The organism is Pseudomonas sp. MPB03, from assembly GCF_046605385.1.
Lineage (GTDB): Bacteria > Pseudomonadota > Gammaproteobacteria > Pseudomonadales > Pseudomonadaceae > Aquipseudomonas > Aquipseudomonas zanjanensis.
In genome coordinates, this window is record NZ_CP176770.1 from 1,039,806 (window position 1) to 1,064,773 (window position 24,968).

Below are 24,968 nucleotides of genomic sequence, written 5' to 3' on the forward strand. Positions count from 1 at the left end.
TAATAAAGGACCCACAATAAAAGCTGATGAAGACTCCAAAACGCATTGAACCCCTGATCGAGGACGGTCTGGTCGACGAGGTGCTGCGCCCACTCATGAGTGGTAAAGAAGCAGCTGTTTATGTGGTGCGCTGCGGCAACGAGCTACGTTGCGCGAAGGTCTACAAGGAGGCGAACAAGCGAAGTTTTCGTCAGGCGGCCGAATATCAGGAAGGCCGCAAGGTGCGCAACAGCCGTCAGGCCCGGGCCATGGCCAAGGGCTCGAAGTTCGGGCGCAAGGAAACCGAGGACGCCTGGCAGAACGCCGAAGTGGCGGCCCTGTTTCGCCTGGCGAGCGCTGGTGTGCGTGTGCCCAAGCCGTACGACTTCCTCGAAGGCGTGCTGCTGATGGAACTGGTGGCCGACGAGTATGGCGATGCGGCACCGCGTCTGAACGATGTGGTGCTGGAGCCTGACCAGGCCCGTGAATATCACGCCTATCTGATTTCCCAAATCGTGTTGATGCTGTGTACCGGTCTGGTGCATGGTGACCTGTCGGAGTTCAACGTCCTGCTCACGCCAACGGGGCCGGTGATCATCGACCTGCCACAAGCCGTGGATGCCGCGGGTAACAACCATGCCTTCAGCATGTTGGAGCGGGACGTGGGCAATATGGCGTCCTACTTCGGCCGGTTCGCCCCGGAGCTCAAGCGCACCAAGTACGCGAAGGAAATGTGGGCACTGTACGAAGCCGGCACCCTGCACCCGGCCAGCGTGCTGACCGGCGAGTTCGACGAGCCGGAAGAACTGGCGGATGTCGGCGGGATCATGCGTGAAATCGAGGCTGCACGCCTGGACGAAGAACGCCGCCAGGCGGTCCGCGCCGCCGACGATGCACCACCCGGAAAGACCGAAGAACCACCGCCGCCATGGATGCAATGATCGGTTGAACAAAAACCCGGCCAATGGCCGGGTTTTTTGTGGGCACCAAAAGCGGCCCCCACCGCCAATCCTCTGTGGCACAGAACCCTGTGGGAGCGAGCTTGCTCGCGATAGCGGTGGTTCAGCTTGCATGGATGTTGAATGTGCCGCCGTCTTCGCGAGCAAGCTCGCTCCCACAGAGGTTTTGTGTTGGAGCTCGAATCTGATGTCCCCCACCAAGCCCCCTGTGGGAGCGAGCCTGCTCGCGAAAGCGATGGATCAGCTTGCATGGATGTTGAATGTGCCGCCGTCTTCGCGAGCAGGCTCGCTCCCACAGGGGATTGGCGGTTGGCATCAATTCTTACAGCACCCCGACGCCAGTTCCTTGAGGATCGGACAATCCGGGCGGTGGTCGCCGTGGCAATGTTCGACCAGGTCTTGCAGGGTGTCGCGCAGTTCGGCCAGCTCGCGGATTTTCTGGTTCAGCTCATCGATGTGTTGCCGGGCCAGGGCCTTGACGTCGGCGCTGGCGCGTTGGCGGTCTTGCCAGAGGGTCAGCAGTTTGCCGACCTCTTCCAGGGAAAATCCCAAGTCGCGGGAGCGCTTGATGAACGCCAGGGTGTGCAGGTCATCGGTGCCGTAGATTCGGTAACCGCTGTCGGTACGATGTGCAGCCTTGAGCAGGCCGATGGATTCGTAATAACGGATCATCTTCGCGCTCAGGCCGCTCTGTCGGGCCGCTTGGCCGATGTTCATCGCTTGTCCTCCAATGGCTTGGGTGTCCAGAACTTCAACAGTAACGCATTGCTCACCACGCTGACGCTCGACAGCGCCATGGCCGCGCCGGCCAGCACCGGGTTGAGAAAACCGAACGCCGCCAGGGGGATGCCGATCAGGTTATAGATAAACGCCCAGAACAGGTTCTGGCGGATCTTGGCGTAGGTCTTGCGGCTGATGTCCAGCGCCGCCGGCACCAGGCGCGGATCGCCGCGCATGAGGGTGATACCCGCGGCATGCATCGCCACATCGGTGCCGCCGCCCATGGCAATGCCAATGTCGGCGGCGGCCAGGGCCGGTGCGTCGTTGATGCCGTCGCCCACCATCGCCACCACCGAATGGCGCTTCAATTGTTGGACGATGGCGGATTTATCCGCCGGCAGTACCTCGGCGTGGACATTGGAAATCTCCAGCGCCTGGGCCACTACTCGGGCGCTGCCTTGGTTGTCGCCGGTGAGCAGGTGGCTGGCGATATGCTGTTCATCCAAGGCCTGTACGGCTGCCAGGGCACCAGGCTTGAGGGTGTCACCGAAGGCAAACAGGCCTAGCACCCGCGGCACTGCGCCTTGTTCGATCAGCCAGGACAACGTGCGCCCTTCGGTTTCCCAAACCTGTGCGGATTCGGCCAGCGAACCGGGGTTCAGGCCCCGTTCTTCAAGCAGGCGACGATTGCCCAAGGCCAGGCGGCGCCCGTCGAGGCTACCGGCAATGCCGCGTCCGGCCAGGGACTGGCTGTCGCTGACATCCGGCACGTGCAGGTCGCGCTCGGCGCAGGCATCCAGTACCGCTTTGGCCAGCGGATGTTCGCTGCCGCGTTGCAGCGCCCCGGCCATTTTCAGCAGCGCGTCCTCGTCGCCGTCGAGGGCGGTCAGGTGGGCGATGCGGGGCGTGCCGGAGGTCAGGGTGCCGGTCTTGTCGAACACCACGGTCGTGACTTCATGGGCGCGCTCCAAGGCCTCGGCGTCCTTGATCAGAATCCCGTGGCGCGCAGCCACACCGGTGCCAGCCATGATCGCCGTGGGGGTCGCCAGGCCCAAGGCGCAGGGGCAGGCGATTACCAGCACCGCAACGGCGTTGATCAGTGCGGTTTCCAGTGGGGCTCCGTACAGCCACCAGCCGATCAATGTCGCCAGGGCCAGCACCAGCACCACCGGCACGAAGACCTGGCTGACTTTATCCACCAGTTTCTGAATCGGCGCCTTGGTGGCCTGGGCGTCTTCCACCAGGCGGATGATGCGCGCCAGAACGGTTTCGGCGCCCAAGGCTTGCGTGCGGATCAGCAACCGGCCTTCGCCATTGATAGCGCCACCAGTGACTTTGTCGCCGGGCTGCTTGGGCACCGGCAGGCTTTCGCCGCTGATCAGCGCTTCGTCGGCATGGCTCTGGCCTTCCAGCACTTCACCGTCCACCGGGAAGCGTTCGCCGGGCTTGACCAGCACCCGGTCATTCAAGCGCAGGGCGCTGATAGCAACGTCCCGCTCCTGGCCATCGATCACCTGGATCGCCCGCTCCGGGCGCAAGGCTTCGAGGGCGCGGATGGCGCTGGCGGTCTGGCGCTTGGCGCGGCTTTCCAGGTATTTGCCGAGCAGCACCAGGGCAATCACCACCGCCGAGGCCTCGAAATACAGGTGCGGCATGCTGCCGGGACGGGCGATCGCCCATTCATACACGCTCAAGCCATAGCCGGCGCTGGTACCCAGGGCCACCAGCAGGTCCATGTTCCCGGCACCGGCCCGCACGGCCTTGAAGGCGGCGACGTAGAACCGCGCGCCGAAGATGAATTGCACCGGCGTCGCCAGGGCGAACTGCACCCAGGCCGGAAGCATCCAATGCACGCCGAACGGCTGCAGCAACATGGGCAGCACCAACGGCACGGACAGCAGGATCGCCAGCACCAGCGTCAGGCGTTCACGATTCAGGCGGTTGCCCTGGGTATCGGCGGCCTGCTCGGCCTGCCAGACCGTGGCGTCGTAGCCAGCACGCTTGACCGCATCGATCAGGGTTTGTGCATCCACGTGGCCGAGCAGTTCGAGGTGAGCCCGCTCGTTGGCCAGATTGACGTTGACGTTGTTCACGCCATCGACCTTGCCCAGGGCGCGTTCGACCCGACCGACACAGGAGGCGCAGGTCATCCCTTCGATGTACAACTCCAGGGTCTGCACGGGAACGCTATAGCCGGCCTGTTCGACGGCCTGCTTCAAGGCCGGCAGGCTGCCTTCGGGGCCCTGGACTCGGGCCAGTTCCGTCGCCAGGTTGACGCTGACAGCACGGGTACCGGCGACTTTGCTCAAGGCTCGCTCGACCCGCCCGGCGCAACTGGCACAGGTCATCCCGGCAATGGGTAGATCGAACGTGGTGGATTCGGGCATGGGGCAGGCTCCCTGTAGTGAATGACTACAGGATCAACCTTGCCATGCTGGCAAGGTCAAGCGCCAATCCAAAAGCTGATGCTGAGCTTGTGTGGGAGCGAGCTTGCTCGCGATAGCGGTAGGTCAGTCGACAGCAATATTGGCTGTCAGGCCGCCATCGCGAGCAAGCTCGCTCCCACAGGGGCTGGCAACCCCAAGATGGGTGTTTCAGTAACCGAGCCCAGCCTGCTTGAGGTACATGCCTTCCTGGCTCATGGCGATGCGGAACTTCAAGATGTCACCGGCCTTGAGGGTGATGTTCTGAGACCCTGGCGCGAGCATGCCCGGGTTGCACCCCGGCGCTTGTCCGGGCAGCAATTTCAGGCGCAAGGAGAATTGACCCGGCGGCAGGTTGAACGAGGTGCTTTGCTCCTGGAACAGCCGGGCCGAGAGTTGATCCTGGATGTAGATGCCGATCTCGCAATTGGTCGACACCTCCAGGCGCTCGCGGGAAATGATCAACACGCCATAGTCTTCGCCGGCGGCCGAGGCCTGGGAGGCCACCGCTGAAAGACCGAGCATGCAAAACAGGCTGAACGCTGACCAGCGCATGGCTGAACCTCCGGTGTGAAATCCTTGATGTGTGCAGCTTGGCTGAGGGCGATGCCGATTGCCAGCCCGGCAGTTTTTGTCAGAACTTGACCTTTCCATCGTGGCAAGCTTGAGACTGTCGGCAACCTCAATCCCAAGGAGTCATCCCATGCAAATTTTTAATGTCGAGGGCATGTCCTGCGGTCACTGCGTCAAGGCCATCACCCAGGCGGTCCAGGCCAAGGATCCGGCGGCTGACGTGCGCGTCGACCTGGGCGCCAAGACCGTCCAGGTCCAGAGTTCGTTGCCGGCCGATGCCGTGGTCGCGGCCATCAAGGAAGAGGGATATGGGATCAGTGTGGCTTGAGTTTTTTTAATCGTTAGCGACCTATCGGAATGTTCAAGTGCGCCCGGCACGGCTAGACTGTCGGGCTGTCGAACGACGCCTGAGCTGGACGCCCGATGAACCTCCGTACGATTCTGATTCTTGGCGCCTTGAGCGCTTTCGGTCCCTTGGCGATCGATTTCTACCTGCCCGCCTTTCCGGCGATGGCCACGGCCTTCGGTACTGACGAAAAACACATCCAGCTGACCCTGGCGGCCTATTTCCTCGGCTTGTCCATCGGGCAACTGGCCTATGGACCGGTGGCGGACCGCTTCGGACGGCGCATTCCGTTGCTGATGGGCGTCGGCTTGTTCACCCTGGCGTCCCTGGCCTGCGCCTATGCGCCGAACCTCGAATGGCTGATTGGCGCTCGCTTCGTCCAGGCCTTGGGCGGCTGCGCCGGGATGGTGATTTCCCGAGCGGTGGTCAGTGACAAATGCGACGCGGTGGGCTCGGCGAAGGTGTTTTCGCAATTGATGCTGGTGATGGGCCTGGCGCCGATTCTCGCGCCGATGCTGGGTGGGTTGCTGGTGAACCTGCATGGCTGGCAGTCGATCTTCATTGCCCTGACCGTGTTCAGCGCATTGGCGTCGACGGCGGTGGCCTTGTGGCTGCCGGAAAGCCTGCCGGACGATGTACCTCGGCAACCGTTGTCGGGGGCGTTGCGCCAGTACGGCCGGTTATTGACCGACGCCGTCTACCTCGGCCATGCACTGACGGGGGGCATCGCTATCGCTGGGATGTTTGCCTACATCGCCGGTTCGCCTTTCGTCTTCATCAAGCTCTACGGTGTACCGGCCGAACATTTCGGTTGGCTGTTCGGCACCAACGCGGCGGGCTTCATCCTGGTTGCCCAGGTCAACGCCCGGTTGCTGTCCAAGCGCGGCCCGGCGTTCCTGTTGAACCGCGCGGTATGGGTCTACCTGGGGGCGGGGCTGAGCCTGCTGGCGGTCAGTTCATTGCAGCCGGCGCAGTTGTGGCCGCTGCTGGTCCCACTGTTTATCTGCATCGCCAGCCTGGGTTGCATCCTTCCCAATGCCTCGGCCTGCGCCATGAACGGGCAGGGCGCCCGGGCCGGCAGTGCCTCGGCGATGCTGGGATGCCTGCAGTTTTCCGTGGCCGCCGGGGCAGCCGCGTTGGTGGCGGCGCTGCATGACGGCACCGCGGTGCCAATGGCGCTGGTCATTAGCCTTTGCGGGCTGTTGGTGGTGAGCGCAGCGATGCTGACTCGTCGCCTGCAAAACGCCCGAGCACTGGTCCAGGCCAGTCGCGAAGGCTGACTCAGCCGGCTGCGCGCTGCTGTTGTTCGGGGAAACGATGGGGCGCGTGGATCCGCGCCTGCAAGGTCGTGGCAAAAGCCTGGGCTTCGGTCTCGGTACGGAAGGTGACGACGTGCTGGTCAAGACGCACTTGCCATTGGGATTTTGCCACTTCTTTTATCAGGATCTTCATTGCTGACCTCCTCACGAAAAGATTGCGTTGCAAAGGCCTCGAGTGTAGACCCGAATGTGCTCGCATTTGTGACAAGGATCAACTCTCAGACTGACGGTTAGTCGCCGGCTAATGATGCAGTCACTGTGGCGAGGGAGCTTGCTCCCGCTTGGGTGCGCAGCGCCCACATTGGGGCTGCTTCGCAACCCAGCGGGAGCAAGCTCCCTCGCCACGGGATTGTTAGCGGGGCGACCGCCGTGTTCGGTCAGAAGCCCTCGAGCACAATCTTGCCCTTGGCCTGGCCGCTTTCCAGCAAGGCATGGGCCCGGCGCAGGTTTTCGGCGTTGATGGTGCCGAAATGCTCGCCCACCGTGCTCTTCAGCGTGCCGGCGTCGATCAGGGCGGCCACGCGGTTGAGCAGCTTGTGCTGTTCAAGCATATCGGCCGTTTCGAACAGCGAGCGGGTGTACATGAATTCCCAATGCAGCGACAGGCTCTTGCGCTTGAGCTTGGTCACGTCCAGCGCCTTGGGGTCGTCGATCAGCGCCAACTTGCCCTGGGGCGCGAGGGCTTCGACCAGTTGGTCCAGATGCTGGTCGGTCTGGGTCAGGCTGGCGACGTGAGTCACCTGGGGCTGGCCCGCTTCTTTCAACACTTCGCTCAAGGGGCGGCTGTGGTCGATCACCAGGTCGGCACCGAGGCTGCGTACCCATTCCTGGGTTTGCGCACGGGACGCGGTGCCAATCACCTTCAACCCGGTGAGTTGGTGGGCCAGTTGCGTCAGGATCGAACCCACGCCTCCCGCCGCGCCGACGATCAACAGGCTCTGGCCCTGGTCATCCTGGCCTTCCTGGATGCGCAGGCGCTCGAACAACAATTCCCAAGCGGTGATGGCCGTCAGCGGCAGCGCCGCGGCGTCGGCGAAACCAAGGGTCTTGGGCATGTGGCCGACGATGCGTTCATCCACCACATGCCGCTCGCTGTTGCCACCGGCCCGGGCGATGGAACCGGCGTAGAACACCATGTCCCCGGCCTTGAACAGCGTGACCTCGCTGCCGACTGCCTTGACCACGCCGGCCACGTCCCAGCCCAGCACCTTGGCGGCGCCACTTTCGGGCTGGACGTTCTGGCGGACCTTGGTGTCCACCGGATTGACCGAAATGGCCTTGACCTCCACCAGCAGGTCCCGGGGACCTGCGACCGGTTCCGGCAGCTCGATGTCCTGGAGCGATTGCGGGTCGGTGATGGGCAACGAATGGTAGTAGGCGATGGCTTTCATGAAGCGGCTCCGTGAGGTGAGTTTCGATGAAGGCCATGTTTAGCTATTTATCACCGAGATAAAACCGGCTAAAACAACAGGCTCTTTCAATAATATTTTGATAATGGAGTCGTCATGCTTCGCTTCGATGACTTGCAATTGTTTGTCCGGGCGGCGGACCTGGGCAGTCTCTCGGCGGCAGCCAGGGTCATGGACCTGTCGGCGGCGGTGGCCAGTGCCGCGTTGAAACGGATCGAGCAGCACCTCGGTGCGCGGCTGTTGGCCCGTTCCACCCGCAGCCTGCGCCTGACGGCTGAAGGCGAGGGGTTTCTCGAATACGCCCGTGCCGCGTTGAGCAGTCTCGACGAAGGCCGGCGCTTATTGACCAGCGGCCAGGACCAAGTCAGCGGGGTATTGCAGTTGTCCGCGCCCTCGGACCTGGGGCGCAACCTGCTGTTGCCCTGGCTGGATGGGTTCCAGCGCGAGCATCCCGGGCTGACGGTGCGGCTGCTGCTGGGCGATCGCATGGCCGACCTGTTCAAGCAGCCGGTGGACATCGCCCTGCGTTATGGCGAGCCGGAAGATTCAAGCCTGGTGGCCTTGCCCGTCGCCCCGGATAACCGTCGAGTGCTGTGTGCGTCGCCAGACTATCTGGCGCGCCAGGGTGAACCTTATCAGTTGGAGCAACTGGCCCAGCACAACTGCCTGTTGTACATGCTGGGCAGCCGGGTCCATGACCGATGGGTTTTTCATGACGGCAAACGGGAGGTGAGCCTCACCGTCAGCGGCGATCGCTTCAGTGATGACGCCGATGTGGTGCGCCGCTGGGCGGTGGCGGGGGCCGGGATCGCCTACAAATCGTGGCTGGATGTGTCCACCGACGTACTGGCCGGGCGCTTGAAAATCCTCTTGCCGCACCTGCAATGCGAGCGTGCGCCCCTCAATCTGCTGTGTGCCCACCGGGCGCAATTGAGCAAACCCATCAACCTTTTGCGGGACATGCTCCGGGACCGCTGCGGTGAGTTGACGGCTCGATTTCCACTCCCGGCGGGGGCGGGCCATTAGTCGCACGCAAATAGAGACTTTTCCCTCATGAACAATCGCCTCCAAAGGTTTCCGGAGGACAGGAAAGCGCGGTCACCGCGCTTATACTAGCGACCGCCTGCGCCAGAGCAGTAGACGAATGATTCAACAGGGAGTGAATACATGGAACATGCACCTTGCATCAGCCAGATCGCCACGCTGCTGGCTGACCCCAAGCGCAGCGCAATGATGTGGGCCTTGATGGACGGCACGGCCCGCCAGGCCGAGGAGCTGGCGTTGCTCGCCGGATTGTCGCCGTCCTCGGCCAATGCGCACCTGGGGCGCTTGTCCGCGGGAGGTCTGTTGAAAGTCGAAGCTCGGGGTCGCAAGCGGTTTTTCCGCCTGGCCGCGCCTGAAATCGGCGCCGCCGTCGAAGCGCTGGCCAGCGCGACCCTGGTCAGTACGCCACGGCAGATTCCGGAGGTCTTCAAGCGCCGGGTCATGCCGACCAAGACCCCGTCGGCCCCTGCTTCGTTGATGCGGGCCAGGCTGTGCGACGACCACCTGGGGGGAACCCTGGCGGCCGACCTCTACCAGCGCCTGCTGGACGCCGGATGGATCGAGCAGTTCGAACAGCGGGTGATCGTCACGCACAAGGGTGCCAATCAACTGGCCGAGCGGGGCTTATTCGTCCAGGCCCTGGCTTATCGCAATGCCCGTATCGCGTGCCCCTGCCCGGACTGGAGCGAGCGTCGTCCGCACCTGGGTGGCGCGCTGGGGGCGGCGTTGCTGCAACTGTTCATGCAGTCAGGTTGGCTGGCCTTGCCCAACGATTCGCGGGCCTTGCAGGTGACGACGCTCGGCCAGCAGGAAATCCATCGGTTCGCCCGGCAGGATGCCGTGGAGATGGCGTTCTAGGGAACTGCCTGGCGCGTCGTTCAGGGCTGTCGACAGGTCGTATTCAGCAATAGCCTCTCGCAAGGTTCGCGCACACTCGGTCCGGGGAATTTTCGGATTGGGGAGGCAGCATGGACACTCACGGTTACAGCGCGGCGGAACGCCTGGAGCGGTTACCCATCAGTGGGTATCACCGGGTGATTTTCATCATCATCGCCCTGGCGTTTTTCTTCGACTCGATGGACCTGGCGATGATGACGTTCCTGCTGGGCTCGATCAAAACCGAGTTCGGCCTGAGCACCGCCCAGGCCGGTTTGCTCGCCAGCTCCAGCTTCTTCGGCATGGTGCTGGGGGCGTCGCTGTCGGGCATGCTGGCCGACCGGTTCGGGCGCAAGCCGGTGTTCCAGTGGAGCATCGTGTTGTGGGGCATTGCCAGTTACCTGTGCTCCACCGCCCAGGATGTCGAGACCTTGACACTGTTTCGCGTCCTGCTGGGTATCGGCATGGGCATGGAGTTTCCGATTGCCCAGTCGATGCTGTCGGAGTTGATCCCGGCCAAGCGTCGAGGGCGCTACATCGCCTTGATGGACGGCTTTTGGCCCCTGGGCTTCGTGGCGGCGGGGGTGCTGTCGTATTTCCTGCTGCCGGTGATCGGCTGGCGCGACATCTTCCTGGTGCTGGCGGTGCCGGCAGTGTTTGTCCTGGCGATTCGCTTTTTCATTCCCGAGTCGCCGCGCTGGCTGGAACAGGCCGGTCGGGGTGACGAAGCGGACGCAGTGCTCAAGCGGATCGAAGACAAGGTCCGGACCTCGCTGGGACGTCGCGATCTGCCGGAGCCGATCCGCCTGCCAAGGGTGGAGAGTGTGCCGGGCAATTTCTTTTCGGCCCTGGCGCAGATCTGGTCGCCGCTGTATCGCCAGCGCACGATGATGATCTGGAGCGTCTGGTTCTTTGCCTTGCTCGGTTTTTATGGCCTGACGTCCTGGCTCAGCGCACTGTTGCAGCAGTCGGGGTTCGCCGTGACCCAGTCGGTGTATTACACCGTGCTGATTTCCCTGGGCGGGATTCCCGGCTTCCTGATGGCGGCCTGGCTGGTGGAGCATTGGGGACGCAAGCCGGTGTGCATCATCACGTTGCTGGGCGGCGGGGTGATGGCGTTTCTGTATGGGCAGAGCGCGGTGTTTGGCGGCAACGTCGGGCTGCTGATCGGCACCGGGCTGCTGATGCAGTTTTTCCTGTTCGGCATGTGGGCGGTGCTCTACACCTACACGCCGGAGTTGTACCCGACTTCGGCCAGGGCCACGGGCTCGGGTTTTGCTTCGGCGGTGGGGCGTATCGGTTCGCTGCTCGGCCCCTTGGTGACCGGCCTGGTGTTTCCCATCACCGGCCAGGGCGGCGTATTCGCCCTGGGCGCGCTGTGCTTCGCCGTGGCGGCGGGGGTGGTCTGGTTGTTCGGGATGGAAACCCGGGGCAAGACGCTGGAAGAGCTGAGCGAAGCGAACGCCACTGACTAAACACAATCCCCTGTGGGAGCGAGCTTGCTCGCGATAGCGGTTCGGCATTCAATATCGATGTCGCCTGATTGACCGCCATCGCGAGCAAGCTCGCTCCCACAATTGGATCTGCGTCCAACCGTGAACTTGCAGGCGATCAAAAAACTGTGGGAGCGAGCTTGCTCGCGAAGGCGGAGTGTCAGTCAACATCGATGTTGAATGTACCGCCGTCTTCGCGAGCAAGCTGACTCCCACCGGGGTTGATCGTTGGGGTTAGGGTTTTACCAGTCGCGCATCCAGGCTGTTCTGCGCCAGGCGCTTGGCCTGGTCCTGGGTCATGCCCAGGTGGGTGTGCAGGGCGTGGAAGTTTTCGGTGACGTAGCCGTCGAAGTACGCCGGGTCATCGGAGTTCACCGTCACCTTCACGCCGCGCTCGAGCATGTCGAGGATGTTGTGTTGCGACATGTCGTCGAACACGCACAGCTTGGTGTTTGACAGCGGGCACACGGTCAATGGAATCTGTTCGTCGATGATCCGCTGCATCAGCCGCTCATCTTCGATGGCCCGCACACCATGGTCGATGCGCTGGATCTTCAGCAGGTCCAGGGCTTGCCAAATGTACTCGGGCGGGCCTTCTTCGCCGGCGTGGGCAACGGTCAGGAAACCCTCGTTGCGTGCGCGGTCGAATACGCGCTGGAACTTGCTCGGTGGATGGCCCATCTCCGAACTGTCCAGGCCCACGGCCACGAAGGCGTCGCGGAACGGCAGCGCCTGGTCGAGGGTTTTCTCGGCTTGTTCTTCGCTCAGGTGACGCAGGAAGCTCAGGATCAGGCCGCTGGTGATGCCCAGTTGTTGCTCACCGTCCTTGAGGGCGGCGGCGATGCCGTTGAGCACCACTTCGAATGGGACGCCACGGTCGGTGTGGGTCTGCGGGTCGAAGAACGGTTCGGTGTGGATCACATTCTGCGCCTTGCACCGCAACAGGTAGGCCCAGGTCAGGTCGTAGAAATCCTGGGAGGTGCGCAGCACATCGGCGCCCTGGTAATAGAGGTCGAGAAATTCCTGCAGGTTGTTGAAGGCATAGGCCTTGCGCAGGGTATCGACGTCGTTCCACGGCAGGGCGATCTTGTTGCGTTCGGCCAGGGCGAACAGCAGCTCGGGCTCCAGCGAGCCTTCCAGGTGCAGGTGCAGTTCAGCCTTCGGCAGGGCGTTGAGCCAGTCGTACATGGTCTTTTTCTCATCAGCGAATCGATGGCGGCCATTCTACAGGGGGCTGGCCGCCCTGTCGGGTAAAACCTGACCGGCTGATCCACTACACGGCCTGGGGCTCCCGCCGGTAAGCATAGGTGTCGGCGAAGCGCGACAGCAGGAATTCGGCGCAGGTCGTCGTTGGGTACTTGGGTGGGTGGGTGTCATCCTGGCAACCGGGCAGGCACTGGATCAGCGTGTCGGGGTGCGGCTCGGCAAAGAATGGCATCGAATAGCGGTCCACTCCCAGCGGGCTGATCACCCGATGCGGCGTGGACAGGTAACGGTCGTTGCTCCAGCGCGCCATCATGTCGCCGAGGTTGACCACGAAGGTGCCATCGATGGGCGGCGCGTCGATCCACTGGCCATTGACGTTGCGCACTTGCAGGCCACCGGCGGCGTCCTGGTAGAGCAGGGTGATGCAACCGTAGTCGGTATGGGCGCCAGCACCTTGCTGTTCGGCGCAACTGGCGGTGTCGCGGGGCGGGTAATGGATCAGGCGCAGCACGCTCGCCGGTTCGTTGAAGCGCGTGTCGAAAAAGTCCCGTTCGATGCCCAGGGCCAGGGTCATGGCCCGCAGCAGGGTTTGCGCAAGCGCTTGCATGTCACGGTAATGCTGCTCCATCAAGGCTTGCCAGCCGCTCAGGTCTGGGTGGCGGTTGGGGCCGCGCAACGGTTTTTCCACCAGCACCTCGGGGTGATCGGCCGGCAGATGCAGGCCCATGTCGAAGGTTTCCTTCAGGTCGCTGGGCTTGGTCGGGTCCAGTTGTTCCGTGGCGACGGCGCCATAGCCACGATGGTGGCGGGTCTGAGTGATGTCGATCTTGAGTTTTTCTTCGACGGGCAGGGCGAAGAAGCGTTGGGCATTGCCCAGCACCTCGGCGATGCGCGCCGGGCTGATGGGGTGGCCCTTGATGTAGAAGAAGCCCCACTGACGGCAGGCGCGGTCGATCTGCTCGGCGACGCCTTGCCAGGCGTCGGGCTCATTGCCGTAGAGCGGGCCGATGTCGATGATGGGCAGGCTGTTCATGCGGCTTTCCAGATTTGAAATAAGGGCCTCTGTGGGAGCGAGCTTGCTCGCGATAGCGGTATGTCAGCCAATACAGATATGGATGTCAGTCCGCAATCGCGAGCAAGCTCGCTCCCACAATGGGTATTGGGTTGGGCTTGGCAGTTACTTGGGAATCTCAGCCTTCATCCCTTCGACGTAATAATTCATCGACGCCAGTTCCGCGTTGGTGGCGCTTACGCCCGCGGGGATTTTCTCGACGCCGGCCTGGTCCTTGATCGGGCCGGTGAATGGGTGGAAAGCACCGCTCTCGATGTCGGCGATGATCTGCTCGGCTTCGCCCTTGACCGCTGCCGGCACCAGGTCGCTGATCGGCAGTTTCACCGTGCCTTCCTTCAGGCCACCCCAGTAGTCCTGGGATTTCCAGTTGTGGTCAAGCACGCTCTGGGTCGCCTGGATGTAATGCGGGCCCCAGTCATTGACGATGGAGGTCAGCACCGCCTTGGGCCCGAAATGGGCCATGTCCGAAGCGTAGCCCACCGCATAGACGCCGCGGCGTTCGGCGGCCTGGATCGGCGCCGGGCTGTCGGTGTGCTGGAATACGACGTCGACGCCCTGGTCGATCAGCGCGTTGGCGGCGTCGGCTTCCTTGCCCGGGTCGAACCAGGAATTGACCCACACCACTTTGATTTCGGTGCCGGGGTTGTATTTGTTCAGGGCCAGTTGGATGGCGTTGATGTCGCGGATGACTTCCGGGATCGGGAACGAGGCGACGTAGCCGATCTTCTTGGTCTTGGTCATCTTGGCCGCGAGGAAGCCGCCGACGTAGCGACCCTCATAGGTGCGAGCCAGGTAGGTGCCGAGGTTCTTGTCCTGCTTGTAGCCGGTGGCGTGTTCGAAGATGACCTTGGGAAACTGCTTGGCGACCTTCAGCGTCGGGTTCATGTAGCCGAAGGACGTGGTGAAGATCAGGTCGTACTTGTCCTTGGCCATGTTACGGATCACCCGCTCGGCGTCGGCCCCCTCCGGTACGTTTTCCACGTAGTGGGTGGTGATCTGCTCGCCGAACTTCGCCGCCAGTTCCTTGCGCCCTTGTTCATGCTGATAGGTCCAGCCGTGGTCGCCGATGGGGCCGATGTAGACGAAGCCGACCTTCAGCGGGTCGGCGGCACTGGCATTCAGGCCGGCGCCCAGGCCGACGGCCGCGACGACGGCGCAAAGCAATTTCTTCAAGGGGCGTTTGTGCATGAACTCGAACTCCATTTTGTTGTGAGGTTGGCTGTGCAGCAGCAATGCAAAATGCTGACCAACAGGACAACTAATCGACACGACCTTCTTGTGGCGAGGGAGCTTGCTCCCGCTGGGCTGCGCAGCGGCCCTGTTTTTTACGGTTGCTTCGCAACCGAGCGGGAGCAAGCTCCCTCGCCACAGGTTCTACATCCGCATAACCTGTGGGAGCGAGCTTGCTCGCGATGAGGCCCTTGAGAACAATAAAGGTGCACCTGCCAGCCACTCGCCACCCCCTGGTGCGTCACAATCGGACGAAACGTTCGCGTCCCCCCACAGTCAGTAACTCATGACCCGTTCACAGTGACAGGCCCGCGATGCTCACTTTGATCAAGCAAGAAAAACTGCTGTTGCTGGCGCTGGCCGCCGTATGTGTCGCCTATCCGCTGGAGCACTGGCTGCTGGGCAGCGGGCAGTTGGTGGCGTTGATCGGCGGCCTGGTCCTGATCGGTTTCATCGTCGCGGCCTCCATGCGCGTGGCCCATCACGCCGAGCTGCTGGCGGAAAAGGTCGGTGATCCTTACGGCACCATGATCCTCACCTTGTCGGCGGTGCTGGTGGAAGTGGTGATCCTGGCGATCATGATGAACAACGAAGCCTCGTCGACGCTGGTGCGGGACACGATCTACTCGGCGGTGATGCTCGACATCAATGGCATCCTCGGGCTCGCGGCGTTGATGGGCGGGATCAAGCATGGCGAGCAGGTCTACAACGACGATTCGGCGCGCACCTACAGCGTGATGATTCTCACGGCCATGGGCGTGTCGATGGTGGTGCCGGAGTTCATCCCCCGGGATAGTTGGAAAACCTATTCTGCCTTCACCATCGGCGCGATGATCGTGTTGTACACGCTGTTCCTGCGCATGCAGGTCGGGCCCCACAGTTACTTCTTCAGCTACAGCTACCCGGAAAAGCGCCGCAAGAAAGAACCGGTGGAAAACGAACCGGAACCCATCAGCCTGACGATCTCCATCAGTGCGCTGGTGTTTGGCGTGGTGGTGATCGGTGCGTTGGCTGAAGTGATGTCCAAGGCCATCGACCTGGGGCTGGAAGGTTCGGGGGCTCCGCCGGTGGTCACGGCGATCCTGGTGGCGGCGATCTCCGCCGCGCCGGAAATCCTCACCGCCCTGCGCGCGGCCCTCGCCAATCGTATGCAGGCGGTGGTGAACATCGCGCTGGGGGCTTCGTTGTCCACCGTGATCCTCACCGTGCCGGTGATGGAAGCCATGGCCCTCTACACCGGCCAGCCTTTCCAGATGGCGATGACCCCGGTGCAGACGGTGATGATTTTTATCACCCTGATCGTCTGCGCGATCAACCTCAACGATGGTGAAACCAATGCCATCGAAGGCATGACGCATTTTGTGTTGTTCGCGACGTTTATCATGTTGTCCCTGCTGGGCCTCTGAGCCCAGCACCATCCCCCTTGTGGGAGCGAGCTTGCTCGCGATGGCGCCAGACAAACAGCATTGAAGTTGAATGTCAGGCCGCTATCGCAAGCAAGCTCGCTCCCACAGGGGATTTGGGTTGGGGTCAGGCGTCGGCGATCAATTCCCGCGCCGCCTGGCTGTGATCGGCAATCAAGCCCTTCAAGTCCAACCCCTCGACTTGCCCGTCGATCACCCGCCATTGCCCCCCGATCATCACCCGGTCCGCCCGGTCCGCGCCGCACAGCAGCAGGGCCGAGACCGGGTCATGGCTGCCGGAGAAGCGCAGCTCATCGAGCTTGAACAGCGCCAGGTCGGCCTGTTTGCCCACGGCCAATTCGCCGATATCGCTGCGCCCGAGCAGTTGCGCCGAGCCCCGGGTCGCCCAGCCCAGTACGCGCTCCGGCGTGATCGCTTGCGCGCCGTAGCGCAGGCGCTGGATGTACAGCGCCTGGCGGGTTTCGAGGATCATGTTCGAGGCATCGTTGGATGCCGAGCCGTCGACACCCAGGCCCACGGGAGCGCCGGCGGCGGTCAGCTCCAGTGTCGGGCAAATACCCGAGGCCAGGCGCATGTTCGAACTGGGGCAATGGCAGATACCGGTGCCGGCGGCACCGAGTCGGGCGATTTCGTCCGGGTTGAAGTGAATGCCATGGGCCAGCCAAGTGCGTGGGCCGAGCCAGCCGACGCTGTCCAGGTAATCCACGGTGCGCAGGCCGAAGCGTTGCAGGCAGAACGCTTCTTCGTCGAGGGTTTCGGCCAGGTGCGTGTGCAAGCGTACGTCGAGCTTCTCCGCCAACTCGGCACTGGCACGCATGATCTGTGGCGTGACCGAAAAAGGTGAGCAGGGCGCCAGGGCAATCTGGATCTGCGCGCCGTCGCCGCGCTCGTGGTATTCGGCGATCAAGCGCTGACTGTCGTCAAGAATCACCTCGCCCTGCTGCACGGTCTGTTGCGGTGGCAGCCCACCGTCGGCCTCGCCCAGGCTCATGGAACCACGGGTCAGCATCGCGCGCATGCCCAGCTCACGGACACTTTGCACTTGCACGTCGATGGCATTTTCCAGGCCCTGGGGAAACAGGTAATGATGGTCGGCCGCCGTGGTGCAGCCCGACAGCAGCAACTCGGCCAAGGCCACTTTGCTCGCCAGGGCGAGTTTTTCCGGGGTCAGCCGCGCCCACACCGGGTAGAGGGTTTTCAGCCAGGGGAACAACGGCTGGTTCACCACCGGCGCCCAGGCGCGGGTCAGGGTCTGGTAGAAGTGATGATGGGTGTTGATCAAGCCCGGCAGGATCACATGCTCGCGCGCGTCAAAGACGTGGTCGCAGGGCTGGGCGGGTTGTTGGCCGACGCTCAGCAGTTCGACGATCACACCGTCCTGCAGGACGAGACCGCCACGGGCATCGAGGTCGTTAGCCGTGAAAATGGCGAGGGGATTTTTTAACCAGGTACGGGTCGCAGGCATGGTGGCCGGCTCCTCTGAAAGTGGGTTCAGGTTAGCCAGCTCAGTGATGCCCTGTCTGCTGATCCAGGGTCGCCCATTGGATAGGGCAAGGTGCGGAGTTTACTCAGGTTGCCGGACACATTTCCAGTGCCTGACCCAGGTTTCAATGTAGGAGAGGGCTTGGTGGGAGCGAGCTTGCTCGCGATAGCGGCCTGACATTCAGCATCAATGTCGACTGATCTGGCGCCATCGCGAGCAAGCTCGCTCCCACAGGGTTAGGGGGTTCCACAGGGTATCGGGTGGTTACCAGGGGATTGTTTCGCCTTTGTAATTGACGAAGTGATGCCCACCCTTGCCGGCGAAGGCATTCACTTGGTCGATCAGCCCACGGGTGCTGGTCTCGACATCGAGGTCCGCGCCTTCGCCGCCCATGTCGGTTTTCACCCAGCCCGGGTGCAGCGACAATACCGTCAATGACTGTTCGCCCAGTTGGCTGACGAAGCTGTTGGTCATGGAGTTGAGCGCTGCCTTGCTGGCCTTGTACAGCGCCAGTTCCGGCGCGTCGGGCATGGTCACGCTGCCCAGCACTGAACTCATGAAGGCCAGCACGCCGCTGCCCTCGCGGATCTGGCCGACGAAGCGTTGGGCCAGGTTGATCGGCGCCACGGCGTTGGTGAAGAACAGCTGGCCGACTTCGGCCAGCGTCGCGCCGCCCGGGCTCTGGTTATCTGGGCCCTTGACCCCGGCGTTGACGAACAACAGGTCGAAGGTCTCGCCCTTGAGCTGCTGGCTCAAGGCGATGACGGCTTGCTGGTCGTCCATGTCGAGTTTTTCGATCCGCACCGGGCCCAGCGCCTTCAAAGCCTCGGCGTTCTGCGGGTTGCGCACGGTGGCGGTCACGTTCCAGCCATCGCTGAGCAGCGTCTTCACCAGGCCGAGGCCCAGGCCCCGGGAGGCGCCGATGATCAATGCGTTTCTTGCCGAAGTCATGAGGGGCATCCTTGAAAGAAAAAGGTCACGGGTTTAATGGACAACGTTGCCCGAGCCGTTGTTTCAGCTCTTGACGCAACGCGTCGAGTTCGGTCATGCGGGTTTCGATCAGGTTCAGCTTGTCTTGCAGCAATTGCGTCACGGCGCAGTCCGGGTCGGGGGCGTTCCACAGGGCGGCGACGCTCGCGCCGATCTCGCCCAGGGTAAAGCCCAGGCGCTGGGCGGTCTTGATATAGAGCACCAGTTGGACGATGTCGGCGGGGTAGTCGCGATAGCCATTGGCGCTGCGCGATGCTGCGATCAGGCCACGTTGCTCGTAAAAACGCAGCGTGTCTCGACTGACAGCGCAGGCTTGGGCTAATTCACCGATACGCATTGCGAAGCTCCAGAGGACTTGACCTTGGAGCATACCCCAGGCTTTAGCCTCTTTGCTCCTCGATTATCTGGAGCAACGTGTATGTGGAGTTCGATGCAATATCGCCGGGTGGTGCTTGGCAGCGCCTGGTACGACCTGATCGTGTCGGCCGCGCTGGCCACGCCGTGGAGCTTTGCGGCGGTGCATGGCGTATTGGTGAGCATGACTCAGCTCTTTGACCTGCCTGGGGACCTGCCACCGTTTGCGCCGGCGCATGTGCTGATGGTGAATCTGATGGGCTCGATTGTCTGCGTGTGGTCGGTGTTGCGGATTCGGGATCCGCAGCTACTGTACGGGCGTTATGACGCGGTGGGGCGGTTTCTGTTCTCGGCCTGGATGCTGTATGCGCTGCTTCATGGAGCCAGTGCGGTGTTGTGGGTTTTCCTGTTTTTCGAAGTGGTGTGGGGTTTGGTTCAGGTGTTGCCTGTTCGGGCCTCATCGCGAGCAAGCTCGCTCCCACAGGGGGAGCTGAGTCAAACCTGAATTCAGTGTTCACCCTGGTCAAGTGTGGGAGCGAGCTTGCTCGCGATAGGCCCGCCGCGGTCTGTCTCAATGCCCCGCCTGCCAAGGCTGCCCCAGGGACACCGGCGCGTACAGCCGCGTGCGCACGGCATCCCGGGACAGCAGCACCAGCACCAAAATGGTCGCGGCATAGGGCAGCATCGCCAGCAGGCTCGACGGAATCGCCAACCCCAATCCCTGGGCTACCAGGTGCAGGATGCTGGCGAGACCGAACAGGTAGGCGCCCAGCAGCAGGCGCCACACCCGCCAACTGGCGAACACCACCAGCGCCAGGGCGATCCAGCCGCGCCCGGCGCTCATGTTCTCGGCCCACATCGGCGTGTAGGCCAGTGACAGATAGGCGCCGGCCAACCCGGCCATGGCGCCGCCAAACAGCACCGCCAGGGTCCGCACCCGCAACACCGGCAGGCCCATGGCACTGGCGGCATCGGGGTTCTCGCCGACGGCCTGGATGATCAGTCCGGCGCGGCTTTTCACGATCACCCACGCCACCAGCGCAAACAGCGCAAAGGAGAGGTACACCAGCAGGTCCTGGGCGAACAGCATCCGCCCGATCAAGGGGATGTCACTCAGGTAGGGAATGGCCAACGGCTCGAAGCCGGCCAACGGCTTGCCGACCCAGGCCGCCCCGACAAAGCTCGACAGGCCCACGCCGAAAATCGTCAGTGCCAGTCCGGTGGCGACCTGATTGGCGTTGAACACCAGCGCCACCAGCGCGAACAATGCCGACAACAGCATTCCCGCAGCCATTGCCAACAGCACGCCGAGCCAGAGGTGGCCGCTGTTGAACGCGACGATAAAACCAATCACCGCGCCGAACAGCATCATGCCTTCCTGGCCCAGGTTCAGGACGCCGCTTTTTTCGCAAACCAACTCACCCAGGGCCACCAGCAGCAGCGGTGTGCCGCAGCGAACCATGGCATAGAAAATATTGCTCAACAGGTCGATATCCATCACAAGGCTCCTGCCTGTACCGGGGTAGTTCGGGCGCGCCGGGTCCAGCGCAGGTTAAGGCGTGGCCGGTAGAGAATCAGCACGTCGCAGGCCAACAGGAAAAACAGCATCATCCCCTGGAACAACTGGGTGATTGCCTGGGGCAGGTTCAGCGACATCTGCGCACTCTCACCGCCGATGTACAGCAGGGCCATCAACAGGCTGGCAAACAGAATGCCGATGGGATTGAGGCGCCCGAGGAACGCCACGGTAATCGCCGCATAGCCATAGCCCGGCGACACCTGCGGCACCAGTTGGCCGATCGGCCCGGCGACTTCGCAGACGCCGGCGAGCCCGGCCAGCGCACCGCTGATCAGCAGCGCCAGCCACACCAGCGGCTTCTGGCGAAAGCCGGCAAAACCAGCGGCGCGGGCATCGAGGCCCAGCACCTTGATCTGAAAACCAACAAAGCTTTTCTGCAGCAAGACCCACACCGCTACCAGCGCCAGCAGGGCGAAATACAGCCCGGCATGGACGCGGCCATCCTCCAGCAGCAACGGCAGGCGACTGGCCTCGCCGAACATCGCCGACTCGGGGAAGTTGAACCCCGCCGGGTCTTTCAACGGCCCGTGGACGCAAAAGAGCAGCAGGTTCAGGGCGATGTAGTTGAGCATGATGCTGGTCAAGATCTCGTTGGCGTTGAAGCGCGTGCGCAGCCACGCCGTGAGCGCGGCCCAAGCCGCCCCGGCCAGGGTGCCGGCCAGCAGGATCAACACCAATGCCCAGCGACTTTGCACGTCGATGATGTTCACCGCCACGGCACTGCCGGCCAGGGCGCCCAGCAGCAATTGGCCTTCGGCGCCGATGTTCCAGATCCGCGCCTGATAGGCCACTGCCAGGCCGAGGGCGCAGAGCAGGATCGGCAAGGTCTTGACCAGCCATTCGGACATACCGTACAGGTCGCTGATCGGGGCGATCAACAGGGTGTACAACGTTTGCAACGGGTCATGCCCAAGGGCGATAAACAGCAGCGAGCCGCTGCCCAGGGTCAACACGGCGGCCAAGAGCGGCGAGCACCAGAGCATCAGGCGCGATTGCTGGCCGCGGGGTTCGAGAGAAAGCAGCATGTGGAACTCCGTTAAACCGGCGCGGGGGCAGGGGATTGAGGGGCGTCGAACTGGCCGGCCATCCAGGCGCCGACGTCGCTGAGGCGGGTCTCGACGGTAGGACGCAAGGCCGACAGGCGCCCGCCGCACAAGGCACCGAGACGGTCGCTGATCTGGAACAGTTCATCGAGGTCTTCGGAGATCACCAGGATCGCCGCGCCCGCGTCGCGCAGGGTGATCAGGGCACGATGGATGGTCGCCGCCGCGCCGACGTCCACGCCCCAGGTCGGATGCGCGGCCACCAGCAGCTTTGGCTGTTGCAGGATTTCCCGGCCCAGGATGAATTTTTGCAAGTTGCCCCCCGAAAGGCTGCGCGCAGGGGTTTTGGTGTCGGGCGTCTTCACGCCAAAACGACGGATGATCTCCTCGGCCAGGTGTTCGACCTTGCTGCGTCGAACCAGCCCATGGCTGACCAGGCCCTGCTGGAAGGCGCTGAGCAGGGCGTTATCCGCCAGGCTCAATTGCGGCACGGCGCCATGGCCCAGGCGTTCAGCGGGGACGAATGCCAGGCCGAGCTGGCGACGAGCGTCGGGGCGCAGGTGCGCTACGGGCTGGTCGCCGAATCGAATCGTTTCGCCTTGCTGGCGGGGAAGCGGCGTTTCCCCACTGAGCAATGCCAGCCATTCGTCCTGGCCATTGCCCGCCACCCCGGCGATGCCGACGATTTCGCCGCTGCAAACCTCAAGGTCAATGTCCCGTAACGAGCAGCCGAACGGGTCGGGGTTGTGCCAGGACAGCTTGTTGATGTGCAGGAAGGCTTTGTCTGCGCTGACCTTGGGGTAATCCGTCATCAGTCCTGCGGCCTCGCCAACCATCAGTTGCGCCAACTCTCGGTCCGAGCAATGCGCCGGGGTGCAATGCCCTGAGACGCGTCCGCCGCGCAGCACCGTGGCGCTGTGGCACAACGCGCGCACCTCCCCGAGCTTGTGGCTGATAAACAAAATGCTGCAGCCCTCGCTCGCCAGGCGGCGCAAGGTCACGAACAGTTCTTCGGCTTCTGCGGGCGTGAGTACCGAGGTCGGTTCATCGAGAATCAACAACCGAATGTCTTGCATCAGGCAGCGAATGATCTCTACCCGCTGGCGCTCGCCAATCGACAGGCTGTGGACCAGCCGCTGTGGTTCCAGGGCCATGCCGTAGCGCCGGGAAACCTCGCGGATCCGGGGCTCCAGTTGCGCTGGCGTACCGGCTGCCGCGCCCATCGCCAGGGCAATGTTCTGCGCAACGGTGAGGGTTTCGAACAGCGAGAAATGCTGGAACACCATGCCGATGCCCAGGCTGCGGGCCTGGGCCGGGTTACGCAGGTTGACGCGCTGGCCCTGCCAGATCACCTCACCGGAATCGGCAGCGGTGACGCCGTAGATAATCTTCATCAGGGTGCTTTTGCCCGCACCGTTTTCCCCCAGCAAGGCGTGGATCTCGCCGGGCTGGATGCTCAGGTCGATGGCGTCGTTGGCCAGGCAACCGGGGTAGCGTTTGCTGATCTTGCGCAATTGCAGGCGCGCGATGGAGTCGGGGTTGGACATGACAGGCTCGGGCCGATGGACAGGAATGCCTGTGGATAAAGCAATTTCCTGGCCATCAGGTCAGGAAATTGTCTTGAGTCCCGTTACTGAGGCCTTCCGCGTCGGGCCTGAGCATCTGTAGTGGGGAAATTCTGCACTACCTTGGCGCGCACGGGTCTGGCCCAGGCAGCGGTTTGCCCTGAAATGGGTGGTCAAAAATTGAACAAGCGGCTGTGAGCTATGTCCTTCACGGGGCGGAAGGAGCCATGAACGGGTTATCCACAGGTTGCTCCACAGTTATTGTGTGCAAGCCGGAAACTCGGGCATAAGCACTACGGGGCTTTCTTCTAAAGGTGATAAACCGCTGCAAGCGGTTGTTTTGTGGATGGATTTGGCCCTTGGGAAGGACTTTGGCTGAAAAATGAGCAACCCGCTGAAACCCGCATGACAGAAGGGTTACAGAGGGATGTGCTCAGGTTATCCACAGTCGGGTGCACAGTGGATGTGGGCAAGTTGAACGATTGCGCGATGCCCTGAAAGATTGCAGCCTGCGAACTCAACGCTCTAACAGGATCCGTCCACGGCTCAGGTCGGCCAGTTGCGTTTGCAAGGTTTCGATGTGGGCTTCGCCTACGGCCAATTGCAGGTCCACGCCATTGGCGGTGAAGCGTTCTTCATTCACCAGCCCGCCGCACTCGGCGACGCGCAGTTTCACCAGGGGCAGTTCGGCGAACCCGCAACTACAGTGCAGCGGCACGCGGCTGATCAATTCGATTTTCTCAGCGTTTTGCAGGCATTTGTTCGCGCCGCCACCGTAGGCTCGGGCCAGCCCGCCGGTGCCCAGTTGAATCCCGCCATACCAGCGAATCACCAGCACCACGACCTGATCGCAGGCCTGGGCTTCGATCGCGGCCAGGATTGGCCGCCCGGCGGTGCCACCCGGCTCGCCATCGTCGTTGCTGCGGTACTGGTCGCCGAGTTTCCAGGCCCAGCAATTGTGGGTGGCATCCAGGTCGCTGTGCTGCTCGATAAAAGCCTGGGCATCGGCGGGGCTGGTGATGGGCGCGGCGAAGGTAATGAAGCGGCTTTTGCGAATTTCTTCGCGGTGCTCGCAAAAACCGGCAAGGGTAAAGGGCATGGCGATCTTAAAAAGTGGGTGTCAGGCCGCAGCCCTTGAGAATGATGCGGATCAGGTTGTCGCCTGCGTCGATCATGTCTTGTTTGGTCAACTTGCTGCGACCGGTCACGCGACAGATCTGGGTGGCGAAATCGGCGTAATGCTGGGTGCTGCCCCACAACAGGAAGATGAGATGCACCGGGTCGATCGGGTCCATCTTGCCGGCGTCGATCCAGGCCTGGAACACGGCGGCCCGGCCATTGAACCAGGCACGGTAATCCTGGTTGAAATATTCGGTCAGGCATTCGCCCCCGCTGATCACTTCCATGGCGAACAGTCGCGAGGCCTGGGGCTGGCGACGAGAGAACTCCATTTTGGCACGGATGTAGCGGGTCAAGGCTTCGGCCGGATCATCCTCGGCGGTGAGGGTGTTGAAGGTGCTGTCCCACAATTCGATGATGTTGCTCAGCACCGCCACGTACAGGCCGAGTTTATTGGTGAAGTAATAATGCAGGTTCGCCTTGGGCAGCCCGGCCTTGAGGGCGATGGCATTCATGCTGGTGCCTTTGAACCCGTGGCGAGCGAATTCATCTTCGGCGGCCTTGAGAATCGTCTCTTCGTTCTTTTGACGAATGCGGCTGGTGGGCTTGCCACCGTGGGCAGGGACTTCAAAGGTCATGGGCGTTTCCGGGCTGGGTCTGTGGGCAAGCAAATGCGTTGATAGCGCACCGGCATCGATCCGACAAGTGCCATCACACTAAAAGCCGGCTAAACACCTGTGGGAGCGAGCTTGCTCGCGATAG

24 protein-coding genes are annotated in these 24,968 nt (G+C 62.6%); 8 read left to right on the forward strand and 16 right to left on the reverse strand.

Annotated features, from left to right (window positions below):
- Positions 1-26 precede the first annotated feature (26 nt).
- Complete coding sequence (locus ACLH0I_RS04415; RefSeq protein ID WP_014336406.1) at positions 27-920, forward strand: PA4780 family RIO1-like protein kinase; 894 nt, start codon at positions 27-29, stop codon at positions 918-920.
- Between the two features lie 333 nt (positions 921-1,253).
- Here ACLH0I_RS04415 and cueR read toward each other — a convergent pair whose 3' ends face one another.
- The 3 genes from cueR to ACLH0I_RS04430 form a co-directional block, all read right to left on the reverse strand.
- Complete coding sequence (gene cueR / locus ACLH0I_RS04420; RefSeq protein WP_109752292.1) at positions 1,254-1,655, reverse strand: Cu(I)-responsive transcriptional regulator; 402 nt, start codon at positions 1,653-1,655, stop codon at positions 1,254-1,256.
- Positions 1,652-4,045: a heavy metal translocating P-type ATPase gene (locus ACLH0I_RS04425; RefSeq protein WP_411386407.1), complete on the reverse strand. Its 2,394-nt coding sequence runs from the start codon at positions 4,043-4,045 to the stop codon at positions 1,652-1,654. Before ACLH0I_RS04425 ends, cueR begins: the two co-directional genes overlap by 4 nt.
- Positions 4,046-4,252: 207 nt before the next feature.
- The gene (locus tag ACLH0I_RS04430) at positions 4,253-4,636 is read right to left on the reverse strand and encodes a hypothetical protein (protein ID WP_411386408.1); all 384 of its coding nucleotides are present in this window, start codon (positions 4,634-4,636) and stop codon (positions 4,253-4,255) included.
- Positions 4,637-4,784: 148 nt separating this feature from the next.
- On the opposite strand from ACLH0I_RS04430, the gene ACLH0I_RS04435 reads away from it, so the two are divergent.
- Positions 4,785-4,982: a heavy-metal-associated domain-containing protein gene (locus ACLH0I_RS04435; protein ID WP_411386409.1), complete on the forward strand. Its 198-nt coding sequence runs from the start codon at positions 4,785-4,787 to the stop codon at positions 4,980-4,982.
- Positions 4,983-5,077: 95 nt separating this feature from the next.
- Positions 5,078-6,280: a multidrug effflux MFS transporter gene (locus tag ACLH0I_RS04440; protein WP_411386410.1), complete on the forward strand. Its 1,203-nt coding sequence runs from the start codon at positions 5,078-5,080 to the stop codon at positions 6,278-6,280.
- Between the two features lies 1 nt (position 6,281).
- On the opposite strand, the gene ACLH0I_RS04445 is transcribed toward ACLH0I_RS04440, so the two are convergent.
- The gene (locus ACLH0I_RS04445) at positions 6,282-6,452 is read right to left on the reverse strand and encodes a hypothetical protein (RefSeq protein WP_250964920.1); all 171 of its coding nucleotides are present in this window, start codon (positions 6,450-6,452) and stop codon (positions 6,282-6,284) included.
- 244 nt (positions 6,453-6,696) lie between these two features.
- Complete coding sequence (locus ACLH0I_RS04450; protein WP_411386411.1) at positions 6,697-7,710, reverse strand: zinc-binding alcohol dehydrogenase family protein; 1,014 nt, start codon at positions 7,708-7,710, stop codon at positions 6,697-6,699.
- A gap of 114 nt (positions 7,711-7,824) precedes the next feature.
- Here ACLH0I_RS04450 and ACLH0I_RS04455 point away from each other — a divergent pair, with 114 nt between their 5' ends.
- The 3 genes from ACLH0I_RS04455 to ACLH0I_RS04465 all read left to right on the forward strand — a co-directional run bounded on the left by ACLH0I_RS04455 (position 7,825) and on the right by ACLH0I_RS04465 (position 11,123).
- Entirely contained in the window at positions 7,825-8,754 is a 930-nt protein-coding gene (locus ACLH0I_RS04455; RefSeq protein WP_250964922.1) for a LysR family transcriptional regulator, read from the forward strand.
- A gap of 141 nt (positions 8,755-8,895) precedes the next feature.
- Positions 8,896-9,630, forward strand: coding sequence for an ArsR/SmtB family transcription factor (locus tag ACLH0I_RS04460; protein ID WP_250964923.1), 735 nt, complete (start codon positions 8,896-8,898; stop codon positions 9,628-9,630).
- Between the two features lie 110 nt (positions 9,631-9,740).
- Complete coding sequence (locus ACLH0I_RS04465) at positions 9,741-11,123, forward strand: MFS transporter (protein ID WP_411386412.1); 1,383 nt, start codon at positions 9,741-9,743, stop codon at positions 11,121-11,123.
- Positions 11,124-11,375: 252 nt separating this feature from the next.
- Here ACLH0I_RS04465 and ACLH0I_RS04470 read toward each other — a convergent pair whose 3' ends face one another.
- The 3 genes from ACLH0I_RS04470 to ACLH0I_RS04480 all read right to left on the reverse strand — a co-directional run bounded on the left by ACLH0I_RS04470 (position 11,376) and on the right by ACLH0I_RS04480 (position 14,607).
- A complete protein-coding gene (locus tag ACLH0I_RS04470; protein ID WP_411386413.1) occupies positions 11,376-12,329 on the reverse strand; it encodes an adenosine deaminase in 954 nt (317 codons plus the stop codon).
- Positions 12,330-12,414: 85 nt separating this feature from the next.
- On the reverse strand, positions 12,415-13,380 hold the full coding sequence (locus tag ACLH0I_RS04475; RefSeq protein WP_411386414.1) for a 2-oxoglutarate and iron-dependent oxygenase domain-containing protein: 966 nt from the start codon (positions 13,378-13,380) through the stop codon (positions 12,415-12,417).
- A 144-nt stretch (positions 13,381-13,524) separates the two neighbouring features.
- Positions 13,525-14,607 (reverse strand): BMP family ABC transporter substrate-binding protein, encoded by a 1,083-nt coding sequence (locus ACLH0I_RS04480; RefSeq protein ID WP_411386415.1) that lies wholly within the window; start codon positions 14,605-14,607, stop codon positions 13,525-13,527.
- Between the two features lie 356 nt (positions 14,608-14,963).
- Here ACLH0I_RS04480 and ACLH0I_RS04485 point away from each other — a divergent pair, with 356 nt between their 5' ends.
- The gene (locus ACLH0I_RS04485; RefSeq protein ID WP_411386416.1) at positions 14,964-16,055 is read left to right on the forward strand and encodes a calcium:proton antiporter; all 1,092 of its coding nucleotides are present in this window, start codon (positions 14,964-14,966) and stop codon (positions 16,053-16,055) included.
- A gap of 124 nt (positions 16,056-16,179) precedes the next feature.
- Here ACLH0I_RS04485 and ACLH0I_RS04490 read toward each other — a convergent pair whose 3' ends face one another.
- The 3 genes from ACLH0I_RS04490 to ACLH0I_RS04500 all read right to left on the reverse strand — a co-directional run bounded on the left by ACLH0I_RS04490 (position 16,180) and on the right by ACLH0I_RS04500 (position 18,883).
- The gene (locus tag ACLH0I_RS04490) at positions 16,180-17,538 is read right to left on the reverse strand and encodes an 8-oxoguanine deaminase (protein ID WP_411386417.1); all 1,359 of its coding nucleotides are present in this window, start codon (positions 17,536-17,538) and stop codon (positions 16,180-16,182) included.
- A gap of 282 nt (positions 17,539-17,820) precedes the next feature.
- On the reverse strand, positions 17,821-18,507 hold the full coding sequence (locus tag ACLH0I_RS04495) for an SDR family oxidoreductase (protein ID WP_411386418.1): 687 nt from the start codon (positions 18,505-18,507) through the stop codon (positions 17,821-17,823).
- Positions 18,508-18,532: 25 nt separating this feature from the next.
- Positions 18,533-18,883, reverse strand: coding sequence for a MerR family transcriptional regulator (locus tag ACLH0I_RS04500; protein WP_186707958.1), 351 nt, complete (start codon positions 18,881-18,883; stop codon positions 18,533-18,535).
- An 81-nt stretch (positions 18,884-18,964) separates the two neighbouring features.
- On the opposite strand from ACLH0I_RS04500, the gene ACLH0I_RS04505 reads away from it, so the two are divergent.
- Complete coding sequence (locus tag ACLH0I_RS04505; protein WP_411386419.1) at positions 18,965-19,405, forward strand: hypothetical protein; 441 nt, start codon at positions 18,965-18,967, stop codon at positions 19,403-19,405.
- Between the two features lie 66 nt (positions 19,406-19,471).
- Here ACLH0I_RS04505 and ACLH0I_RS04510 read toward each other — a convergent pair whose 3' ends face one another.
- The 5 genes from ACLH0I_RS04510 to ACLH0I_RS04530 form a co-directional block, all read right to left on the reverse strand.
- Complete coding sequence (locus ACLH0I_RS04510) at positions 19,472-20,398, reverse strand: ABC transporter permease (RefSeq protein ID WP_411386420.1); 927 nt, start codon at positions 20,396-20,398, stop codon at positions 19,472-19,474.
- Positions 20,398-21,504: an ABC transporter permease gene (locus ACLH0I_RS04515; RefSeq protein ID WP_411386421.1), complete on the reverse strand. Its 1,107-nt coding sequence runs from the start codon at positions 21,502-21,504 to the stop codon at positions 20,398-20,400. Before ACLH0I_RS04515 ends, ACLH0I_RS04510 begins: the two co-directional genes overlap by 1 nt.
- Before the next feature lie 11 nt (positions 21,505-21,515).
- A complete protein-coding gene (locus ACLH0I_RS04520; RefSeq protein WP_250964934.1) occupies positions 21,516-23,069 on the reverse strand; it encodes an ABC transporter ATP-binding protein in 1,554 nt (517 codons plus the stop codon).
- Between the two features lie 535 nt (positions 23,070-23,604).
- Positions 23,605-24,186 carry an IMPACT family protein gene (locus tag ACLH0I_RS04525; protein ID WP_186707968.1) on the reverse strand — a complete coding sequence of 194 codons (582 nt, stop codon included), beginning with the start codon at positions 24,184-24,186 and terminating at the stop codon, positions 23,605-23,607.
- A gap of 7 nt (positions 24,187-24,193) precedes the next feature.
- Positions 24,194-24,844, reverse strand: a complete 651-nt coding sequence (locus ACLH0I_RS04530) for a TetR/AcrR family transcriptional regulator (protein ID WP_411386422.1) — start codon at positions 24,842-24,844, stop codon at positions 24,194-24,196.
- Positions 24,845-24,968 lie beyond the last annotated feature (124 nt).